The organism is Pseudomonas sp. MWU347 (assembly GCF_017947305.1).
Classification (GTDB): Bacteria; Pseudomonadota; Gammaproteobacteria; order Pseudomonadales; family Pseudomonadaceae; genus Aquipseudomonas; species Aquipseudomonas putida_A.
The window spans coordinates 152,362-170,571 of sequence record NZ_JAFGZB010000010.1; the positions used below are offsets into that span (position 1 = coordinate 152,362).

Below are 18,210 nucleotides of genomic sequence, written 5' to 3' on the forward strand. Positions count from 1 at the left end.
CACGGGAGGAAGTTGTCAGGTGATAAATGATGTTTTAATCCGAGGGTCCATGCAGCAACGCTCTAATCAAGACATCCTTCTCTTGATAGCCCAGCAGCGGGCCAGCCCTAACGTGCAGAAAACTTCCATGTACAACTTGCTCCTTGTTGGTTCAGTGTCCGGTGCCTTGGGTTGCGCACTCTGGCAGCGTTGAAATCACGGCTAACAGATGACGGTCGACATAGTTAGTTACAGCTAGCATAGCCATCGCCATGCCGTGCGCAAGGCCACTAGTCGGCCAGTATCTGGCACTTTTTGCACAAGAAACGGTTCAGCGAGCTGTCGCGACTGCCGTCTCCGCCACCAGATCCAGCAACGCCTGCACCGTCGCTGACGGCGTCTGCCCCGCAGGCAGCACCAGCGAAAACACCCGTTCGATACGTGGCTGCAAGGCAATCACGCGCAAGCCCTGACGCTCGGCCGGCAAGGTCATTTCCGGCACCAGCGTCACGCCGAGATTTTCCCGCACCAACGTGAAGGCGCTGCTCCATTCGCGCACCTCGACCCGCACGTCCTGCAACTGCAACCCGGCTTCAGCGGCGAGGCTGCGGGCGTTGGTCGAGCAACCGCCGGTGGCCAGCACAAAGGGCAGCGCCGTCAGTTCTTGCAGGCTGACGCCCTGCTCGATCCCCCGCAGCGCCAAAGGGTGCCCTGCCGGCACGACCGCCACCCATTCATCACGGCCCAACGGCCCGGCATTGCGCTCGGGCGCCGGGTTGAGCACCACACCAACATCCACCAGACCGGCCGCCAGCAAGGTTTCCACCTCGTCGTCGCTGACCTCCAGCGCCACCACTTCGATCCCCGGATACAGCCGATTGAACTGGCGCAACAGCGGCGGCAGAAAACTCGCCAGCACCATGGGAAAACTCGCCAGACGAATTGTCCCGCGCAGCATCGGGCGCACGCTGTCGACGGTCTGGCGAATGGTCTCCAGTGCACCGAGCATCAGCCGCGCCTGCTCGATCACCGGCAGGCCGATGGCGGTGGGCAAGGTCTGTCGGCTTTCGCGGCTGAACAGTTGCACGCCGAGGGTTTCCTCCATCAACGCCAAAGCCTGGCTCGCGCCGGACTGGGTCATGCCGACCCGCTCGGCCGCGCGGGTGATGTTGCCGTGATCGGCGACGGCGACCACCAGCCGCCAATGCATCAGGTTCATCATGGCAGTAGCTGTCCTTATGGCTGCTTTCTGAAAGATTAATTTTACCGAAGGTGCGGCGCACTATGACACTGGCGCCAAATCCCCACCAGAGAGCTGCCGATGAAGCTGTATTACGCCCCGCAAGCCTGTTCACTGGCGCCGCACATTGTGCTGCGCGAACTGAAACTGCCCTTCGTGCTGATCCGCGTCGACAATCGCAGCAAGCGCACGGCCAGCGGCGAAGACTTTCTCGCGATCAATCCCAAGGGCTACGTCGCGGCCCTGCAACTGGACGACGGCGCGGTGCTGACCGAAGGCCCGGTGATCCTGCAATATCTGGCGGATCTTCAACCACAGTCAGGGCTGGCGCCGGCGCCCGGCAGTTTCGAACGGCTGCGTTTGCAGGAGTGGCTGAATTTCATTTCGAGCGAGATCCACGGCAGCCTCGGCGCGCTGTTCGATGAGCGGTTGCCGGCCGAGGTGATCAAGGAGAAGTTGTTCAAGCGTTTTGCGGTGTTGGTCAGGGTGCTGGAGCAGCAGGAGTATCTGTTGCCGAGCGGCTTCAGCGTCGCGGATGCTTTGTTGTTTGTGGTGCTGCGCTGGGCCGGGTTGTTCGGGATCGAACTGGCGCAGTGGCCGGCACTGGCGCGGTTTCAGGCGCGCGTCGAGCAGCGGCCGACCGTGATCGCGGCGTTGGCGGCGGAAGCGGCGTAAGTCTTTAGATCATTCGCGAGCAAGCCCGCTCCCACACTGGATTTGTGGCGTGCACGATCCCCCTGTGGGAGCGGGCTTGCTCGCGAAGGCGTCCGTTCAAACAACGCAGATCAACCGGGAGAAACTCAAAGCCCCGCCGTCACCTTGCTCGCCACCTCACCCGGCACCCACGCCCTCCACACCTGCGGCTGATCGCGTAAAAATGCTTCGGCTACCTGCCGTGGTGGCTGGCGTTTTTCGCTCATCCCGGCCAGCGTCTGGTTCAGCAGATCAATCGGCAAATCGACTTTCTCGAAGAACGACACCAGCTCCGGGTATTGCGCCTTGAACGGCGCCGACACGCCAATCGCCAGGCTGGCCGGCATCGAGCGGGTGCCCTTGGGATTCGGGTTGTTGGCATCGGCCAGGGTTTTCCAGGCTTCAGCATCGAACGGTGGCTCTTCGAGCTTCACCAGTTTGAAGCGACCGAGCAGCGGCGTCGGCGACCAGTAATAGAACAGCACCGGTTTGCCGCGTTTGATCGACGACGCCACCTCGGCATCCAGCGCCGCGCCGGAGCCGGTGCGGAAGTTGACGTAGCTGTCGGTCAGCGCATAGGCCTTGAGCTTCTGGCTGTTGACGATCTCCGAAGTCCAGCCGGTCGGGCTGTTGAGGAAGCGTCCACGGCGCGGGTCTTCCGGGTCGCGGAACACGTCCTTGTAGCGCGGCAGGTCGGCCACCGATTTCAGCTCCGGTGCCAATGGTTTGATCCCGCGCTCGGGGTCGCCCTTGATCACGTATTCCGGCACCCACCAGCCCTCGGTCGCGCCCTTGACCGTGTCGCCAAGGCCGAACACCTTGCCTTCATTGGCGGCCTTGACCCACGCCGGACTGCGCCCGGCCCATTCCTCGCCGATCACCTGAATGTCGTTTTTCGCCAGCGCCGCTTCCAGGCTGACGGTGCTGCCCGGCAGCGTGTCGGTCGGGTAGCCATAACCTTTCTCGACGATCAGGCGCAGCACTTCGGTGATGAAACTACCGCTTTCCCAGGTGATGTCACCGAAGTGGATCGGTGCGGTTTTTTCCGCCGCCGAAACAGCGCCGACGCTCAGGCTCAGCGCCAGTAACGAATGGCCGAGCAGGGTTTTGATTGATCTCATGCGGACCTCTTGTCTGTCAGGATTTGGTTGGCGCTGTGGCGGTCGCACAGGGCTTGGGAGCGGCTCATGTAAACGCTGACCGAACGCTGAGAGATGCCCAGTTCGGCGGCGATTTGCGGGTAGGTCAGGCCATCGATCCGCGCCAGCAGAAAGGTCGAGCGGACTTTGCCCGGCAGGCGTTGCAGGCTTTGATCGAGGCGCTTGAGGGTCTGGCTCAGTTGCGCGAGGTCTTCAGGCGAAGTGGCAGCATCGACGTCGATCTGCTGCGCATGCCGGCGCTCCAGATCCGCCCGGCGCCAGCGCTGATAGAGCAGGCGTTGGGCAATCGTGGTGAGCATGGCGCGCGGTTCGCGAATCGCCGTGATACTGGGCGCCTGAAGCAATTGCGCGAAGGTTTCGGCAGCGATGTCTTCCGCGCCTGCGGAGTCGTGCAGATGTCGGCTCAGGTAAGTGCACAGCCAGCGGTAGTGGGCGCGGAACAGAGCGTCGAGATGATTGCGGTGAGCGGTGTCGGCGCCGGACATAAGGGCTCCTGGGTAAGGGTCGCTGAATGTCCGGTGATCCGGTGGCGCGATCGTAGCAAGGCGCCTTATGCATTAATAATATTTATATTTCATTTTTATATTCTTTTTGGAGATATGCGATCTTTCAACGCAAGCGGCCATAGCCCAACTGTTCAGCCTCACGCTGATAGTCGAGCACGACCTGATAATCGCTTTCGCTGGCCGCCAGCACCTCAGGCAATCCCAACGTCTGTGCAACATCCGGCAGCTCACGCAACGCCCGATTCATCACCCGGCGCAACTGTTCGATCTGCTCATCCGTAGCAGTCGCGGCGGTGATAAAAGGCAAGGTCGGGCTGAGCGCAGTGCGTGCCACAACTCGCAATCCAGTGACGTCTTCAGGCGCATGCCGAGCGAGGTACGCATAGGTCACGCTGTCGATCGCCGCCAGATCAGCGCGCCCCTCACGCACCCAACGCAGACTCTCGCGGTGCGCGCCACTGATGCCGAGCGCGCCGAAGAACTGCCCGTCGCGGTGCAGCGGCGCCAGACAATGGCGCAACAGGTTCATGCCGCTGTTGGAGTCGTCACTGTTGATCACCCCGCGACTGCCGCGAAAGTCCGCCAGGGTTTCGCGCGAATCGTCAGCACGGCTGAGGATCAGGCTGCAGTGATTGCCGGCAGTGGCGTCGGGCAATTCGTAGCGCGGGCGACCGACGATGCGTACTTGACCGCGCAGCAGGGTCATCAAGGGATAGCCGCAGGTCTGGGTCAGCAGCAGATCCGGCGATAACCAAAGCTCGGGGAGCGACAGGCTTGCGGCGTTCAGGCGGGAGTGGCCGAGATGTTCAAGAATGCGTGAGATCCAGCGTTCGTTGGCCAAGCGGATGGGCTCGGGGGCGGTGTACATCAGCAGTTCGAGATGGTGTTGGGTCATACACGTTATTTCCCTGCAAATACTTACCCCTGTGGGAGCGGCGGTGCGACGATTCGACTTGCTCGCGAAAGCGGTGTGTCAGACACCAGACATGTCACTGTTCTACCGCATTCGCGAGCAAGCTCGCTCCCACAGAGGTTTTGTGGTGTTTTTGAAGTCAGTGGAAAGGATGCTGCGGACTGTCGATCGGCCTGAATCCATGCTGCCGCCACAACTGCCCATAACCCTGCACCAGAAACCCGCCACTGCGCGCCACCCACTGCTCGCGGCGCATCCGGTAGGCCGCCGGCAAGTCGTACCACGCCAGCCCCGGCAGGTCGTGATGCACCAGATGGAAGTTCAGATTCAGAAACAGCCAGCGCCACGGCCAACCGGCCTCGTTGAGCACGGTGCGCTGCTCCGGTTGAGCGTGCGGGCGGTGTTCATAGTAGGAGCGGATCATCGCGATCGACAGTGCCGGCACACTGATCAGCAGCAGGTAATGCCAGACCGGCAACACGCTGAAGCGCGCGATAAACCACAGCATTAACACGCTGAACGCACCGTGGGTCAGCCACATCAACCAGGTCTGACGCTCGCGGTTTTTCAGGCGTTGCAGTTCTTCGGCAGCCAGCGCGATCAATCCCAGCGGCGCACCAATGATGAAGCGGCCGATTACGGTTTTATTCAGCCAGTGCAGGCTGCGTTCAAACAGCGAACTGCCCTGCCAGCGTGCTGCCGTAAGGTAGCGACTTTCCGGATCAATGCCGGGCACGGTCAGGTCTTCATCGCGGTGATGCAGCAGGTGGCTGTCGCGGTATAGCGTGTACGGATACCACACCGCAAAAGGTGCGTAGCCGAGGATTTTATTGAAAAGCACCGAGCGGGTCGGATGCCCATGCAGCAATTCATGCTGAACCGACAGCCACAGCACCAGCAGCGGAATCAGCAGCAATGTGCTCAAGCCGCGACCGAGCCACTGACTGTTGATGATGATCGCGAACCAGCCGCCATACACGCCGATCAGCAGCAGCCAGGTCGGCCATTCGGTGCGAGCGGTGAAGCGCTGGCGCAGGGTTTCGATCTGCTGGCGATGGTCGGCGTCGAAGTAATTCGGCATGGCGTGGCTCGGAACGGGAATCTTCCCCTTCTGTGCAACGAAGCCGAGCAATCTTGCAGATTATTTTTGCGCTGAAACGGGAGCCCGGGGGACGGGCTCCCGAAGGACGTGATCAATGACCGAAAATATCGACCTTCTTGGCTTTCTTCTCTGCACGCTTTTCAATCGCCGTCTTCACCGGTTTCTTCTTCGCGGCTTTCTTTGAATCCATACCTTTGGACATGATGCGTACTCCACTCACAGGGATGTAGGCTCAGGTATACACCTATCGCGCGGCGCGCGTTCTTTTATAATCGGCGCTTTGCCCGCCGCCAGTCCGATCCCATGCCCGATACCCGATACGTCCTGCTCGACGAGCCTTTGTGGCCGTTGATGAACAAGTTTTACCGCAGCCACCAATCGTCGATGAAGGCGGTGCGCGATGCCCAGTTATGGGTGGCCCGTCGAGAGGACATCGTTGCCGCATTGTGCTTGCGGCCGGTGGCGGGCGGGTACTGGTTGACCGGATTGTTTGTTGATCCGGGTTGCCGTGAGCAAGGGATCGCCGGAGAGTTGATCACGGCGGCGGTGAAGGATTTGCAGGAGCCGGTGTGGCTGTTCTGTCATCCGGACTTGCGCGGGTTTTACGAGCGGCGCGGTTTCAGTTTCGATCCCGCCCTGCCCTACGCACTGGCCGAGCGGTTGAGCCGGTATGCGCGGAGCAAGCCGATGATTGCGATGGAACTGGAACCATAAAAATCAATTGTGGGATAGAGGTGTTCTCAGGATCAGTCGTCAGCCGTTGGATCGAGATCCGGGAACATCACTTCGGTAAAGCCGAACTTGCTGAAATCGGTAATCCGCGACGGATACAAGCGGCCGATCAGATGATCGCACTCGTGCTGCACTACCCGCGCATGGAAGCCTGACGCCACGCGTACGATCGGCTCGCCCTTGGGATCAAAGCCTTCGTAGCGAATCTGCTGATAACGATCCACCGCACCGCGCAGGCCGGGCACCGACAGACAGCCCTCAAAGCCCTCCTCGGTCAGCGGACTCAGCGGCGTGATCAGCGGATTGATCAGGATCGTCTGCGGCACCGCTTCGGCGTCCGGATAACGTTCGCTGTGCTCGAAACCGAAGATCACCAATTGCAGGTCGACGCCGATCTGCGGCGCGGCGAGGCCGACGCCACCGACACTTTCCATGGTCTGGAACATGTCATCGATCAGTTGCCACAGCTCGGGGCTGTCGAACATTTCCGGCGGCACCGGTGGAGCAATGCGCAGCAGGCGTTCGTCGCCCATTTTGAGGATTTCACGGATCATGGTCAGGCTTCGTCAGTGTCCGGCTTGAGCGAGTGGTCGCGCCCCAGGCCAGAGACATGTTGTTTGGGATGTTCATCGAGTTCGCCGGGGACTTTCTCGCCCTCGTCCTTGCCCTCGCTGGACATGTGTTCGATCACCGCATTCATCTCGGCGCCGAGCAGCAGCACCGCCGAGGAAATGTAGAAATACAGCAACAGCACGATGATCGCCCCGATGCTGCCATACATCGCGTTGTAGTTGGCGAAGGTTTTGACGTAGAACGCAAAGCCCAGTGAGGCGATGATCCACACCACCACGGCGAGTACCGAGCCGGGGGTGATGAAACGGAATTCCTGTTTGACGTCGGGCATCACGTAATAGATCAGCGCCACGGCGACCATCATCAGGATCACGATCACCGGCCAGCGCGCAATCGTCCACACAGTGACGATGAAATCTTCCAACCCTACCTGCGCGGCAATCCAGCCCATCACTTGCGGCCCGAGCACCATCAGTGCGGCCGCCACCAGCAACATGCCGGCAATGCCGACGGTGTAGAACACCGACAGCGGAAAACGCTTCCAGATCGGCCGGCGCTCGACCACGTCGTAAGCGGCGTTCATCGCACTCATCATCAGCCGCACACCGGCAGACGCGGTGTACAGGGCGATGACGATACCGACCGAAAGCAAGCCGCCCTTGGACTGCTGCAACTGATCGATCACCGGGTTGACCTGTTCCAGCGCCTGCGGCGGCAACACCAGTTCCGACTGCAGGCGCAGCCAGGTGAAGAAGTCCGGCAGATGCAGGAAACCGATCAGCGCAATCAGGAACAGAATGAACGGGAACAGCGAGAACAGCATCTGGTAGGCCAGTGCCGAGGCGTAGGTCGACATCTCGTCGTCGACGAATTCAGTGACCGTGCGCACCATCACCCGGTGAAGTGGCAGACCTTTCATGTCTGGAAAAATCATTCGCGTCTCCTTTCGCCGCATTACAGGTTGAAGTCGTGGCGACTCAGGGGCCGTTTTCTACATCACGGTAGCCTACTTGGCGACCTTCGTGGATGGCTGTCGGGTTTTGACACAAAAACGGCCATCCTTGGATGGCCGCTCGTGTGTTTCGTTCAAGGCGGAATTACGCCTTGTCGACACCTTTCTTGATGGCGTCTTTGGCTTTGCCGACAGCTTGCTGGGCTTCACCTTTTTTCTCTTGCAGTTTGCCTTCGGCTTGCAGCTTGGTGTTGTCGGTGGCTTTGCCGACGCCTTGCTTGACGTTGCCGACTGCTTCGTTGGCCATGCCTTTTACTTTATCGCCAGTGCTACTCATGGTGTTTCTCCTTGGTGCATTGAAGGGGAAAAGTCAGTACGTAATGATTGACTGGCCGGGTTTGCCACGAGTTTCATTTATTTTTGCCCTTCATTTCGTCGTGCCATGCAGGTTGGGCTTTATGTTTGCCCCGCAAGCCCCGAGAATGCGCACCTATGGGCGCCGTGCGCCAACGATCAGATCCCGCAGGAATGTTATGAAACTCGATAAAAAGCAGGCCATTGCCCGTCGCAACCAGGAACTGGGCAGCGCTGTGCTCGGCACCAACAACTGCCACTTCGCCGAATTGAACCGCAACCGCAACATCTGGTGGTTCGACCTGCCGGTGACGCGCCTCGCCGTCGGTCAGTACGAGTGGATTCACCTGCTGATGCACACCCCGGCCACCGACGAACTGCTGCACCTGAAAGTGCCGACGGTGTTCCTGCGGGAAAAGCTCGAAGGTCTGGTGATTCGCAACGAGGGCAAGCGCAAGGCGGCGTTGAGCCTGGAATTGAGTGCAGACAAGGATTCGTATCTGCAGGACATGCGTCCGGCGGGAACCAATGTGAATTTCGCGCCGTTCCGGCAGTAACCGAAAAGCTTCGCGAGCAAGCCCGCTCCCACATTTGACTGTATTCCAACTGGAGGAACGCGGTTGAATGTGGGAGCGGGCTTGCTCGCGAAGGCGGCATCACAGTCACTACAGATCCACCACCTACTCCAACAAAAAGCCCCGCATCTGCGGGGCTTTTTGCTTCAGGCGGCGGACTTGGCCTTGATCTTCTTCAGCTCTTCGTCACGCAACTCACGACGCAGGATCTTGCCGACGTTGGTCGTCGGCAGCGCATCGCGGAATTCCACCGAACGCGGCACCTTGTAACCGGTGACGTTGGCACGCATGTGCTCCATCACGGTTTCCTTGGTCAGGGTCACGCCCGGCTTGGCCACGATGAAGATCTTGATCGCCTCGCCCGACTTCTCGTCCGGCACGCCGATGGCCGCGCACTGCAATACGCCCGGCAGGGTCGCCAGTACGTCTTCCAGTTCGTTGGGGTAAACGTTGAAACCAGATACCAGGATCATGTCTTTCTTGCGATCGACAATGCGCATGTAGCCATCGGGCTGGATCAGCGCGATGTCGCCGGTCTTCAGCCAGCCTTCGCTGTCGAGGATCTCGTCGGTGGCTTCCTGACGCTGCCAGTAGCCCTTCATTACTTGCGGGCCCTTGACGCACAGCTCGCCGATTTCGCCCATGGGCTGCTCGACACCGGCATCATCGATGACTTTGCACAGGGTCGACGGCACCGGAATGCCGATGGTGCCGATCTGGATGTTCTGGATCGGGTTGACCGTGGCCACCGGGCTGGTTTCGGTCATACCGTAACCTTCGCAGATCGAGCAACCGGTCACCGCTTTCCAGCGCTCGGCGGCCGCCAGTTGCAGGGCCATGCCGCCGGACAGGGTGACTTTCAGGTTGGAGAAATCCAGCTTGCGGAAACCTTCGTTGTTGCACAACGCGACGAACAGCGTGTTGAGGCCGACGAAGCCGCTGAACTTCCACTTCGACAGTTCCTTGACCATCGCCGGCAGGTCGCGCGGGTTGCTGATCAGGATGTTGTGGTTGCCGATCAGCATCATCGCCATGCAATGAAAGGTGAACGCATAGATGTGGTAAAGCGGCAGCGGCGTGATCAGGATCTCGCAACCTTCATTGAGGTTGGACCCCATCAGCGCCTTGCACTGCAGCATGTTGGCGACGAGGTTGCGATGGGTCAGCATCGCGCCCTTGGCCACGCCGGTGGTGCCGCCGGTGTACTGCAACACCGCGACATCGCTGCTGTGCGGATTGGCTTCGGCCACAGGCTGGCCCTGGCCCTTGCTCAGCACGTCGTTGAACTTGACGGCTTTAGGCAGGTGATAGGCCGGGACCATCTTCTTCACGTACTTGATCACGCTGTTGATCAGCAGGCGCTTGACCGGCGGCAGCAGGTCGGCAACTTCGGTGACGATAACGTGTTTGACCCCGGTTTTCGGCACCACGGCTTCCGCCAGGTGCGCCATGTTGGCCAGGCAGACAAGCGCCTTGGCGCCGGAGTCGTTGAATTGGTGTTCCATTTCCCGCGCGGTGTACAGCGGGTTGGTGTTGACCACGATCAGCCCGGCGCGGATTGCACCAAAGACGGCGACCGGGTACTGCAGAACGTTGGGCAGTTGCACGGCGATTCGATCACCGGGCTGCAAGTCGGTATGCTGTTGCAGATACGCGGCAAACGCACCGGACAATTCGTACAGTTCACCGTAGGTGATTGTCTTGCCCAGGTTGCTGAAAGCCGGCTTGTTGGCGAAGCGTTGGCAGGATTGCTTCAACACTGCCTGAATATTCGGGTACTCGTCTGGATTGATGTCGGCAGCAATTCCAGCCGGGTATTTATCCTTCCAAAAGTCTTCGATCATGGAAGCCCACTCCTCAGCAACGCGAATTCTTCACCGCATTTGATGCGATTATTATTGGTGTGTGTTTTGTATTGGTGAATCTGGCTTTTCTACAGGCCGAGAAGTCACAAAGCGCGCCGAGAGTAGCAGCTTTGCCGAGGGCCGACTAGAGCCAAAAGCGGCCTCCATGGTCACTTTAGTGACTCAAGACTTTCCAGCAGTCATTTTAGAGCAAAAATCCTATACACCCCTGAAAGCCCCGGTTTTCCGGGCCTTCCCCCCCAAAAAGCATCGCGGGCAAGCCCGCTCTCACAAGGTTGATGGAGATCCCTGTGGGAGCGTGGCTTGCCCGCGATCCGCGCAACGCGCGGCCATTCACCGATCAGGCGATATCGCGCAACTCCCGCCGCAGAATCTTGCCGACCGGCGTCATCGGCAACGACTCACGCAGTACGATGTGTTTCGGCACTTTGTAAGCGGTGAAATTCTCTTTGCAGTACGCCTTCAGCTCTTCGAGGCTGACCCCGGTTTCCCGCGCCACCACAAACAGCTTCACCGCTTCGCCCGAACGCTCGTCCGGCACGCCGATCACCGCGCAGTTGGCGACTTTCGGGTGGGCCATGACCACATCTTCGATCTCGTTGGGGTACACGTTGAAACCGGAGACGATGATCATGTCCTTCTTGCGATCGACGATGCGTACGAAGCCGTCCGGGTCGATCACCGCGATATCACCGGACTTGAACCAGCCCTCGGCATCCAGCACTTCGGCGGTGGCCTCGGGTTTGTGCCAGTAGCCTTTCATGATCTGCGGGCCTTTGATACACAACTCGCCGCGCTCACCCATCGGCTGCTCGACACCCTCGTCATCGATGACCTTCAGCAGCGTACCCGGCACCGGCAGACCGACCGTGCCCAGACGCGACTTGTCGCCATACGGGTTAGTGCAGGCCACCGGCGACGTTTCGGTGAGGCCGTAACCCTCGGTGATGCGGCAACCGGTGATCTGCTCCCAGCGCTCGGCGGTGGCCTTGACCAGCGCGGTACCGCCGGAGTTGGTCAGCTTGAGGCTGGAGAAATCCAGGGTCTTGAAGTCCGGGTGCTCCATCAGCGCGACGAACAACGTATTCAGGCCGAGCAGCGCCGAGAAGCGCCAGTTCTTCAGTTCCTTGATGAAGCCTGCGATGTCTCGCGGATTGGTAATCAGCACGTTGTGGTTGCCGGAAACCATCATGCACATGCAATTCGCGGTGAAGGCATAGATGTGGTACAGCGGCAGCGGCGCGACCATCACCTCCTGCCCTTCGCGCAGCAGCGGCTGACCGTCAGGCCCCAATTGCGCAAGACACGCGCGCACCTGCTGCATGTTCGCCACGAGGTTGCCGTGGGTCAGCATCGCGCCCTTGGCCAGCCCGGTGGTGCCACCGGTGTATTGCAACACGGCGATGTCGTCGAGGCTGACTTTCAACGGCTTGATCCCCAGACCACGGCCCAGGCGCAGCGCACTCTTGAACGAGATCGCCTGCGGCAGCGAATAGTCCGGGACCATTTTCTTCACTTTGCTGACCACGGTGTTGATCAGCCAGCCCTTGGCGGTGGGCATCATGTCGCCCATCTTCGCTTCGATCAGGTATTGGATGTCAGTGTCCGGCAGCACTTCCTGAACCTTCTGCCCGAACATGTTCAGGTACACCAACGCGCGGGCACCGGAGTCCTTGAACTGGTGGCGCATCTCGCGCGCGGTGTACAGCGGGTTGGTGTTGACCACGATCAGCCCGGCGCGCAAGGCACCGAACACGGCAATCGGATATTGCAGCACGTTGGGCATCTGCACCGCGATGCGATCCCCCGGCACCAGATCGGTGTGGGCTTGCAGGTAACCGGCGAACGCCGCGCTGTAGCGCTCGAGTTCAGCGTAGGTCAGGGTCACGCCCATATTGCTGAAGGCCGGACGGTCCGCGAATTTCTTGCAGGAACGCTCAAACACCTCGATCACCGACTTGAACTCGCCCATGTCGATGTCCAGTGGTACGCCGGCGGGGCGTTTGTCATTCCAGAAATCAGGTTGCATTGTTCTTGTCCTCTTTACCTGAATCGATCCGGGAGCCGCTTTTCTGTGGTTTCGCGCTGATCCCTGAGGGCACAAAGCAAAAAGCGGAGCTTCACGGACACTAGCAGTTATGGCCATTGAGGCAAATATGGGCGATGGCGACATTGATCGTATGAATCTTCCTGCCGTGGCGTGAGCTGATCGGACGCGCTATACAATGCTACGACTGCGGGCCGATACCGCTCGATAAAAAAGGAATTGCCATGATCCACCGAGGCTTTTGGCTGGACGCGAGTGACCGCAGCCGCCTGTTCGTCAACCAGTGGTTGCCTGCCGCGCCCTTGAAAGCGCTGATCCTGCTGGCCCACGGCATGGCCGAACACAGCGCCCGCTACGAGCGGCTGGCGAATGCGTTCTGTGCTCAAGGCTATGGTGTGTACGCCCCGGATCTGCGCGGCCATGGCAAAACCGCCGAACACGGGACGCTCGGGCATTTCGCCGATGACGACGGCTGGTGCAAGGTGATCGGCGATCTGGCCAGCCTCAATCAGCACATCGGCCAGCAGCATCCCGACGTGCCAATCATCCTGCTCGGGCACAGCATGGGCAGCTACCTCGCTCAGGGTTACCTGCTGCATCACAGCGCCAGCCTGCATGGGGCGATTCTCAGCGGTTCGAACTTCCAGCCGGTGGCGCTTTACGGCGCGGCGCGACAAATCGCCCGTTTCGAAAAACTGCGTCAGGGCGGCAAGGGCCGCAGTGCGCTGATCGAGTGGTTGTCGTTCGGCTCGTTCAACAAAAAATTCAAACCGGCGCGCACGCCGTTCGACTGGCTGAGCCGCGACCCGGTCGAGGTCGATCTGTATGCCAACGACCCGTTGTGTGGCTTCCGCTGCACCAATCAATTGTGGATCGACTTGCTCGGCGGCTTGCAGCAGATCAGCAAAGCGTCCAATCTCGCCCAGATCGACCCGGGCCTGCCGCTGCTGGTGATCGGCGGTGAATGTGATCCGGTGAGCGAAGGCAAGCGTCTGACAGATCTGGCCGAAGCGTTGCGCTCGGCCGGCAGCCAGAACCTGCAACTGAAGATCTACCCGCAGGCGCGGCACGAATTGTTCAATGAAACCAATCGCGACGAAGTGATTGCCGATGTGCTGACCTGGATCGACCAGGCGCTGAGCCATCGCCGCCCCCATCGCAGCGAATAATTTTTTGTGGATTCACTTTAATCCGTCACAGGAATCAAGACCGATGACCCAGGTTACCAACATCCCTTACGAAGCCCTCGAAGTCGGCCAGACCGCCAGCTACAGCAAGACTGTCGAAGAGCGCGACATTCAGCTGTTCGCCGCGATGTCGGGCGACCACAACCCGGTGCACCTGGATGCCGAGTTCGCCGCCGCCAGCATGTTCAAGGAACGCATCGCCCACGGCATGTTCAGCGGTGCACTGATCAGCGCCGCCGTAGCGTGCGAGCTGCCTGGGCCGGGCACTATCTACATCGGTCAGCAGATGAGCTTTCAGAAGCCGGTGAAGATTGGCGACACCCTGACCGTGCGCCTGGAAATCCTCGAGAAGCTGCCGAAGTTTCGCGTGCGCATCGCCACTCGCGTGTTCAACCAGCGCGATGAGCTGGTGGTGGATGGCGAGGCCGAAATTCTGGCGCCGCGTAAACAACAGACCGTGACCCTGCCGACTCTGCCGGCGATCAGCATCGGCTGATCATCAGGTACACAAAAAACAAAAGTGGGAGCGGGCTTGCTCGCGAAGCGGTTATGTCAGCAACATCATCGTTGCATGACACAGCGCATTCGCGAGCAAGCCCGCTCCCACAGTTTTACCAGCGTGGCTTACGAACGAGCGCGAGCCTGGTTACGCAGGGCTTTCACCTGGTCGTGATTGCGTTGTACGCCGTGGTACTGACGCTCAACCAGGTCACGAATGCCGACCAGGCCGTGCTTGTTGATTTTCTCGATGGCTTCACGGTAAGCCTTCAGGGCGTGGTCTTCACCGCGCTCGGCCTCGTTCAGCACAGCCTCTTCGTCCTTGCCGGTGAACATGGCTTTGACGTCGACCCAGCGACGGTGCAGGTCACCGCTGACGCTGGTAGAGGTTTCCGGATCACCGCCCAGTTTACGCACTTCAGCCTGCAGTTCAGCGGCGGCAGTCGCGCAATCGGCAGAACGGGTCACGAACAGGGTTTTGAGTTCTGGATGCTTGATGTCTTCAGCGCAAGTCTTGAACCCTTCCTGGCCGTCCTTGCAGGTTTCGATCAGGTCGTTGAGTACAGAGATCGCTTCTTTATTCATGTCAGTCATTTTTCAATTCCTTGCGGTTGGTTGAAGATGCAAGGGTTATTGCAGTGTGCGTGCCAGTTTTTCATTCAAAAATAAATCGTTATTTTTCAATAAGTTAAAGATATTTGAACTATCTGTATCACGGTTATTTGCATGATCTGTCATTTGGCCTGCATGCAGAATGCCTGTATTTTCCTGACTGATTGAATCCAGATGATTGCCACTGATGAATCCTGAAAAGCTTGAGCTGTTGATCACCCGTGAAATGCCCTTCGGCAAGTACAAGGGCCGGATCATTGCCGACCTGCCGGGGCCTTACCTCAACTGGTTCGCCCGCGAGGGTTTTCCTCACGGCGAACTCGGCGGACTGCTGGCGCTGATGCAGGAAATCGACCATAACGGCCTGTCGGATCTGCTCGAACCACTACGCGCCAAACACGGCAAACCTGCCCCGCGCCACTGAAGCGCCCTCCTCCCTAGAGCCTCGACCATGCCTGACAACACCCGCCGTGCCCGTGACGAAGCGTTCTGGCAAACCTTCGCCGATCGTTACGAAGCGCAAACCGGCCCGCTGAACCTGGAGAACGGTTACTTCGGGCGCATGTCGCGCACAGTGATCGAGGACTATCAGCGCAATATCGAGCTGATCAACACCAGCAACTCGGTGTATGTACGCCAGCGTTTCGAACAGCACGACAGCCTGGAGATTCGTGCGCAACTGGCCGAGACCATCGGTGTGCGCGCGCAGAGCGTGGCTTTCACGCGCAACGCCAGTGATGCGCTGCAATCGCTGATCCGCAATTACAATCGCCTGCTTCCGGGCGATCAGGTGCTGATCAGCGACCTGGAATACGACACGGTCAAAGGTGCCATGCGCTGGCTGTCACGCCATCGCGGCGTCGACGTGATCGAGATCAACCACACTCACCCGGCCAGTTTCGACAGCCTGCTGGACAGTTACCGCGAAGCCTTCATCCGCTATCCGAAACTCAAACTGATGGCCCTGACCCATGTTACCCACCGCACCGGTCTTGTGATGCCGGTGCAGGCCATCGCCGAACTGGCGAAACAGCATGGCGTGGACATCATCCTCGACGGCGCTCACGCCCTTGGCCAGATCGAGTTCAATCTGGAAGCGATGGGCATCGCCTTCGCCGGTTTTAACCTGCACAAGTGGATTGGCGCGCCATTGACCCTGGGCTTTCTGTACATCGCCCCGCAGCGCCTGGCCGACATCGATCCGGACATGGGCGAAATGCACTTTCCGGCCACCGACATCCGCGCCCGCACGCCGTACAGCACGCCGAACATTCCGGCGCTGATGTCGCTGCCGCTGGCGCTCGAGGAGCACCGCTCGCTCGGCGGCGCTGCGGCCAAAAGCGCCCGGCTCAATTACCTGCGCAATCTGTGGGTCAGCGCGGTGCGGCACCTGCCGGGGATCGAGGTGATGACCCCGGACGATCCGCGCCTGTATTGCGGGATCACCTCGATGCGTTTCACTCGCCACGCCGATCAACAGGCAATGGTCGAGCGCCTGCTCAACGAGTACAACCTGTTCACCGTGGTACGCAACGGCGCAGCGAGCGGGCCGAGCATTCGCATCACGCCGGGGCTGACCACCACGGCGGCTGACATGCAGTTGCTGACCCGTGCACTCAACGAGCTGCGTTGATCGGTTCACACGGTGTACTTGTCGAAGTCCTCGGGTTTGATCTGCGACGAGGCGGCAAAGGTGTCGATGCCGATGGTCAAATGGCCGAAAAAGCCGTCCTCGTGAGAGTCGCGGCCGATCGGCCACACGGTCAGGGTCGAATCTTCGCCGCGCATGTTGCTGTAGTAGCTGTCATCGGCATTGTTCAAGGGTGTCGAGGCTCGCCCGCGATAGTCACGGGCATTGAGCACCGCGCGTGACACCACTTCGGGGAAATACAGCTGACCGACCCAGGCCACGTTGCGCTCCTCCAGATATTCACTGCCGCTGACCATGCGCACCGCCACATGAATGTGCAGCGCCCGACCGGCATAGAACCCCGGATAGATGGTGGTGAAGCGCACCCGCCCCTGCTGATCGCAGAACTGGCTGCCACGCAGATAGGTGTCATCGTCGGTGCGCGGCACCGAGCCGATGGCATCGGAGTCGACCTCCAGATCCGGATTGATCCGGCTCCACCCCGAATAGGCGCCTCGTGCATTGCAGTGCCAGATGTCCACCAGTGCCCCGCTTACCGGCTGGCCGGTCATCGCGTCGACGATGCTCAGGCGCAGCAGCAAGGGTAGCCCTTCGGCGCCTTCGCTGATGTTGCGCCGCAGCAATTTGGGATTGCGAAAGTACGGCCCGGCGATCTGCTCGGGGGCCAACTGATAGATCGATGGTGACGGTGCGGTTGAAGTGTCTCGTTCCATGACGCGTTCTCTTTTCCATAAGATGAACGCAGATTAACGGCGCACGAGCCCCGCGGTGCGGTAACTATGTGTCGCGCCGTTTCCATGAGTATTTTTGCCGGGCAAAAAAAAACGGTGCACCGACCAAGCGCACCGTAAAGCCGTAGAACACACAACGAAGTGTCAGGTAAAACGTTTAGTCCAGCAGCGCCAGGGCCTCGGCGGTGCATTCCTGAATGCGCGCCCAGTCGCCGTTCTTGATCCATTCGGGATCGAGCATCCAGCTACCGCCCACGCACATGACGTTTTTCAGCGCCATGTAGCTCTTGATGTTGGCCGGGCCGACGCCACCGGTCGGGCAGAATTTCACTTCGCCGAACGGGCCGCCTAGCGCCTTGATCGCTGCCACGCCACCGCTGACTTCCGCCGGGAACAGCTTGAAGCGGCGATAGCCCAGGCCATAGCCTTCCATGATGCCAGAGGCGTTGCTGATGCCCGGCAGCAGCGGAATCGGGCTGTCGACGCTGGCTTCGAGCAGGTCACGGGTGATGCCCGGGGTGACGATGAATTGCGAACCCGCCGCTTCCGCTGCTGCAAGCATGTTGCGATCAAGCACGGTGCCGGCACCGGTCACCAGTTCCGGACGCTGCTCACGCAGGATCTGGATCGCCTTGAGCCCGAACTGCGAACGCAGGGTCACTTCCAGCGCGGTCAGGCCACCGGCGGCCAGAGCGTCGGCCAGTGGCAGCACGTCCTGTTCACGGGCGATGGTGATCACTGGCAGGATCCGCGCCTTGGCGCAGAGGCTGTCGATCAGGGCAACTTTGTCCGCCATGGAAACGGTCGGGGATGGATTTTTCATAGCGGCTGATCCTTGGC

General features: G+C 59.9%; 20 protein-coding genes. 7 read left to right on the plus strand and 13 right to left on the minus strand.

Annotated features, from left to right (window positions below; all coding sequences use genetic code 11):
- Nucleotides 1-310: 310 nt before the first annotated feature.
- Nucleotides 311-1,201 carry a LysR family transcriptional regulator gene (locus KCG87_RS21490; protein ID WP_098965223.1) on the minus strand — a complete coding sequence of 297 codons (891 nt, stop codon included), beginning with the start codon at nucleotides 1,199-1,201 and terminating at the stop codon, nucleotides 311-313.
- Nucleotides 1,202-1,300: 99 nt separating this feature from the next.
- Here KCG87_RS21490 and gstA point away from each other — a divergent pair, with 99 nt between their 5' ends.
- Nucleotides 1,301-1,894 carry a glutathione transferase GstA gene (gstA, locus tag KCG87_RS21495; RefSeq protein WP_098965225.1) on the plus strand — a complete coding sequence of 198 codons (594 nt, stop codon included), beginning with the start codon at nucleotides 1,301-1,303 and terminating at the stop codon, nucleotides 1,892-1,894.
- A 125-nt stretch (nucleotides 1,895-2,019) separates the two neighbouring features.
- On the opposite strand, the gene KCG87_RS21500 is transcribed toward gstA, so the two are convergent.
- From KCG87_RS21500 to KCG87_RS21515, 4 genes are all read right to left on the minus strand, one after another.
- A complete protein-coding gene (locus KCG87_RS21500; RefSeq protein ID WP_098965226.1) occupies nucleotides 2,020-3,033 on the minus strand; it encodes an ABC transporter substrate-binding protein in 1,014 nt (337 codons plus the stop codon).
- On the minus strand, nucleotides 3,030-3,557 hold the full coding sequence (locus KCG87_RS21505) for a sigma-70 family RNA polymerase sigma factor (protein ID WP_098965228.1): 528 nt from the start codon (nucleotides 3,555-3,557) through the stop codon (nucleotides 3,030-3,032). The genes KCG87_RS21500 and KCG87_RS21505 overlap by 4 nt, the downstream gene beginning before the upstream one ends.
- Before the next feature lie 124 nt (nucleotides 3,558-3,681).
- Nucleotides 3,682-4,473 (minus strand): PhnD/SsuA/transferrin family substrate-binding protein, encoded by a 792-nt coding sequence (locus KCG87_RS21510; protein ID WP_135296400.1) that lies wholly within the window; start codon nucleotides 4,471-4,473, stop codon nucleotides 3,682-3,684.
- A 157-nt stretch (nucleotides 4,474-4,630) separates the two neighbouring features.
- The gene (locus KCG87_RS21515) at nucleotides 4,631-5,572 is read right to left on the minus strand and encodes a fatty acid desaturase (RefSeq protein WP_134787164.1); all 942 of its coding nucleotides are present in this window, start codon (nucleotides 5,570-5,572) and stop codon (nucleotides 4,631-4,633) included.
- 324 nt (nucleotides 5,573-5,896) lie between these two features.
- On the opposite strand from KCG87_RS21515, the gene KCG87_RS21520 reads away from it, so the two are divergent.
- Complete coding sequence (locus KCG87_RS21520; protein ID WP_134787165.1) at nucleotides 5,897-6,307, plus strand: GNAT family N-acetyltransferase; 411 nt, start codon at nucleotides 5,897-5,899, stop codon at nucleotides 6,305-6,307.
- Between the two features lie 32 nt (nucleotides 6,308-6,339).
- Here KCG87_RS21520 and def read toward each other — a convergent pair whose 3' ends face one another.
- The 3 genes from def to KCG87_RS21535 all read right to left on the minus strand — a co-directional run bounded on the left by def (nucleotide 6,340) and on the right by KCG87_RS21535 (nucleotide 8,187).
- Entirely contained in the window at nucleotides 6,340-6,879 is a 540-nt protein-coding gene (gene def, locus KCG87_RS21525) for a peptide deformylase (protein WP_003227403.1), read from the minus strand.
- Nucleotides 6,880-6,881: 2 nt separating this feature from the next.
- Nucleotides 6,882-7,832 carry a YihY/virulence factor BrkB family protein gene (locus KCG87_RS21530; RefSeq protein WP_210558842.1) on the minus strand — a complete coding sequence of 317 codons (951 nt, stop codon included), beginning with the start codon at nucleotides 7,830-7,832 and terminating at the stop codon, nucleotides 6,882-6,884.
- A 163-nt stretch (nucleotides 7,833-7,995) separates the two neighbouring features.
- Nucleotides 7,996-8,187 carry a CsbD family protein gene (locus KCG87_RS21535; RefSeq protein WP_027612573.1) on the minus strand — a complete coding sequence of 64 codons (192 nt, stop codon included), beginning with the start codon at nucleotides 8,185-8,187 and terminating at the stop codon, nucleotides 7,996-7,998.
- 196 nt (nucleotides 8,188-8,383) lie between these two features.
- Between KCG87_RS21535 and KCG87_RS21540 the strand changes: the two genes are divergently transcribed.
- On the plus strand, nucleotides 8,384-8,761 hold the full coding sequence (locus tag KCG87_RS21540; RefSeq protein ID WP_210558841.1) for a hypothetical protein: 378 nt from the start codon (nucleotides 8,384-8,386) through the stop codon (nucleotides 8,759-8,761).
- A gap of 164 nt (nucleotides 8,762-8,925) precedes the next feature.
- Here the strand turns inward: KCG87_RS21540 and fadD1 are convergent, their stop codons facing one another.
- Together fadD1 and fadD2 are read right to left on the minus strand one after the other, a co-directional pair.
- Complete coding sequence (gene fadD1 / locus KCG87_RS21545; RefSeq protein ID WP_003227414.1) at nucleotides 8,926-10,623, minus strand: long-chain-fatty-acid--CoA ligase FadD1; 1,698 nt, start codon at nucleotides 10,621-10,623, stop codon at nucleotides 8,926-8,928.
- A gap of 361 nt (nucleotides 10,624-10,984) precedes the next feature.
- Entirely contained in the window at nucleotides 10,985-12,673 is a 1,689-nt protein-coding gene (fadD2, locus tag KCG87_RS21550; protein WP_210558840.1) for a long-chain-fatty-acid--CoA ligase, read from the minus strand.
- Between the two features lie 242 nt (nucleotides 12,674-12,915).
- Here fadD2 and KCG87_RS21555 point away from each other — a divergent pair, with 242 nt between their 5' ends.
- Both KCG87_RS21555 and KCG87_RS21560 read left to right on the plus strand, forming a co-directional pair.
- Complete coding sequence (locus tag KCG87_RS21555) at nucleotides 12,916-13,860, plus strand: alpha/beta hydrolase (RefSeq protein WP_027612571.1); 945 nt, start codon at nucleotides 12,916-12,918, stop codon at nucleotides 13,858-13,860.
- A 43-nt stretch (nucleotides 13,861-13,903) separates the two neighbouring features.
- Nucleotides 13,904-14,374: a MaoC family dehydratase gene (locus tag KCG87_RS21560; protein ID WP_003227420.1), complete on the plus strand. Its 471-nt coding sequence runs from the start codon at nucleotides 13,904-13,906 to the stop codon at nucleotides 14,372-14,374.
- Between the two features lie 128 nt (nucleotides 14,375-14,502).
- Here KCG87_RS21560 and KCG87_RS21565 read toward each other — a convergent pair whose 3' ends face one another.
- Nucleotides 14,503-14,970 (minus strand): PA2169 family four-helix-bundle protein, encoded by a 468-nt coding sequence (locus KCG87_RS21565; RefSeq protein WP_003227422.1) that lies wholly within the window; start codon nucleotides 14,968-14,970, stop codon nucleotides 14,503-14,505.
- A gap of 205 nt (nucleotides 14,971-15,175) precedes the next feature.
- On the opposite strand from KCG87_RS21565, the gene KCG87_RS21570 reads away from it, so the two are divergent.
- Together KCG87_RS21570 and KCG87_RS21575 are read left to right on the plus strand one after the other, a co-directional pair.
- Nucleotides 15,176-15,412: a DUF3820 family protein gene (locus KCG87_RS21570; protein WP_003227425.1), complete on the plus strand. Its 237-nt coding sequence runs from the start codon at nucleotides 15,176-15,178 to the stop codon at nucleotides 15,410-15,412.
- A gap of 27 nt (nucleotides 15,413-15,439) precedes the next feature.
- Nucleotides 15,440-16,621, plus strand: a complete 1,182-nt coding sequence (locus KCG87_RS21575; RefSeq protein WP_135296405.1) for an aminotransferase class V-fold PLP-dependent enzyme — start codon at nucleotides 15,440-15,442, stop codon at nucleotides 16,619-16,621.
- Nucleotides 16,622-16,626: 5 nt separating this feature from the next.
- Here KCG87_RS21575 and KCG87_RS21580 read toward each other — a convergent pair whose 3' ends face one another.
- Together KCG87_RS21580 and KCG87_RS21585 are read right to left on the minus strand one after the other, a co-directional pair.
- Nucleotides 16,627-17,352: an intradiol ring-cleavage dioxygenase gene (locus KCG87_RS21580; RefSeq protein ID WP_098965238.1), complete on the minus strand. Its 726-nt coding sequence runs from the start codon at nucleotides 17,350-17,352 to the stop codon at nucleotides 16,627-16,629.
- Nucleotides 17,353-17,527: 175 nt separating this feature from the next.
- Entirely contained in the window at nucleotides 17,528-18,193 is a 666-nt protein-coding gene (locus tag KCG87_RS21585) for a bifunctional 4-hydroxy-2-oxoglutarate aldolase/2-dehydro-3-deoxy-phosphogluconate aldolase (protein ID WP_003227433.1), read from the minus strand.
- Between the last annotated feature and the right edge of the window lie 17 nt (nucleotides 18,194-18,210).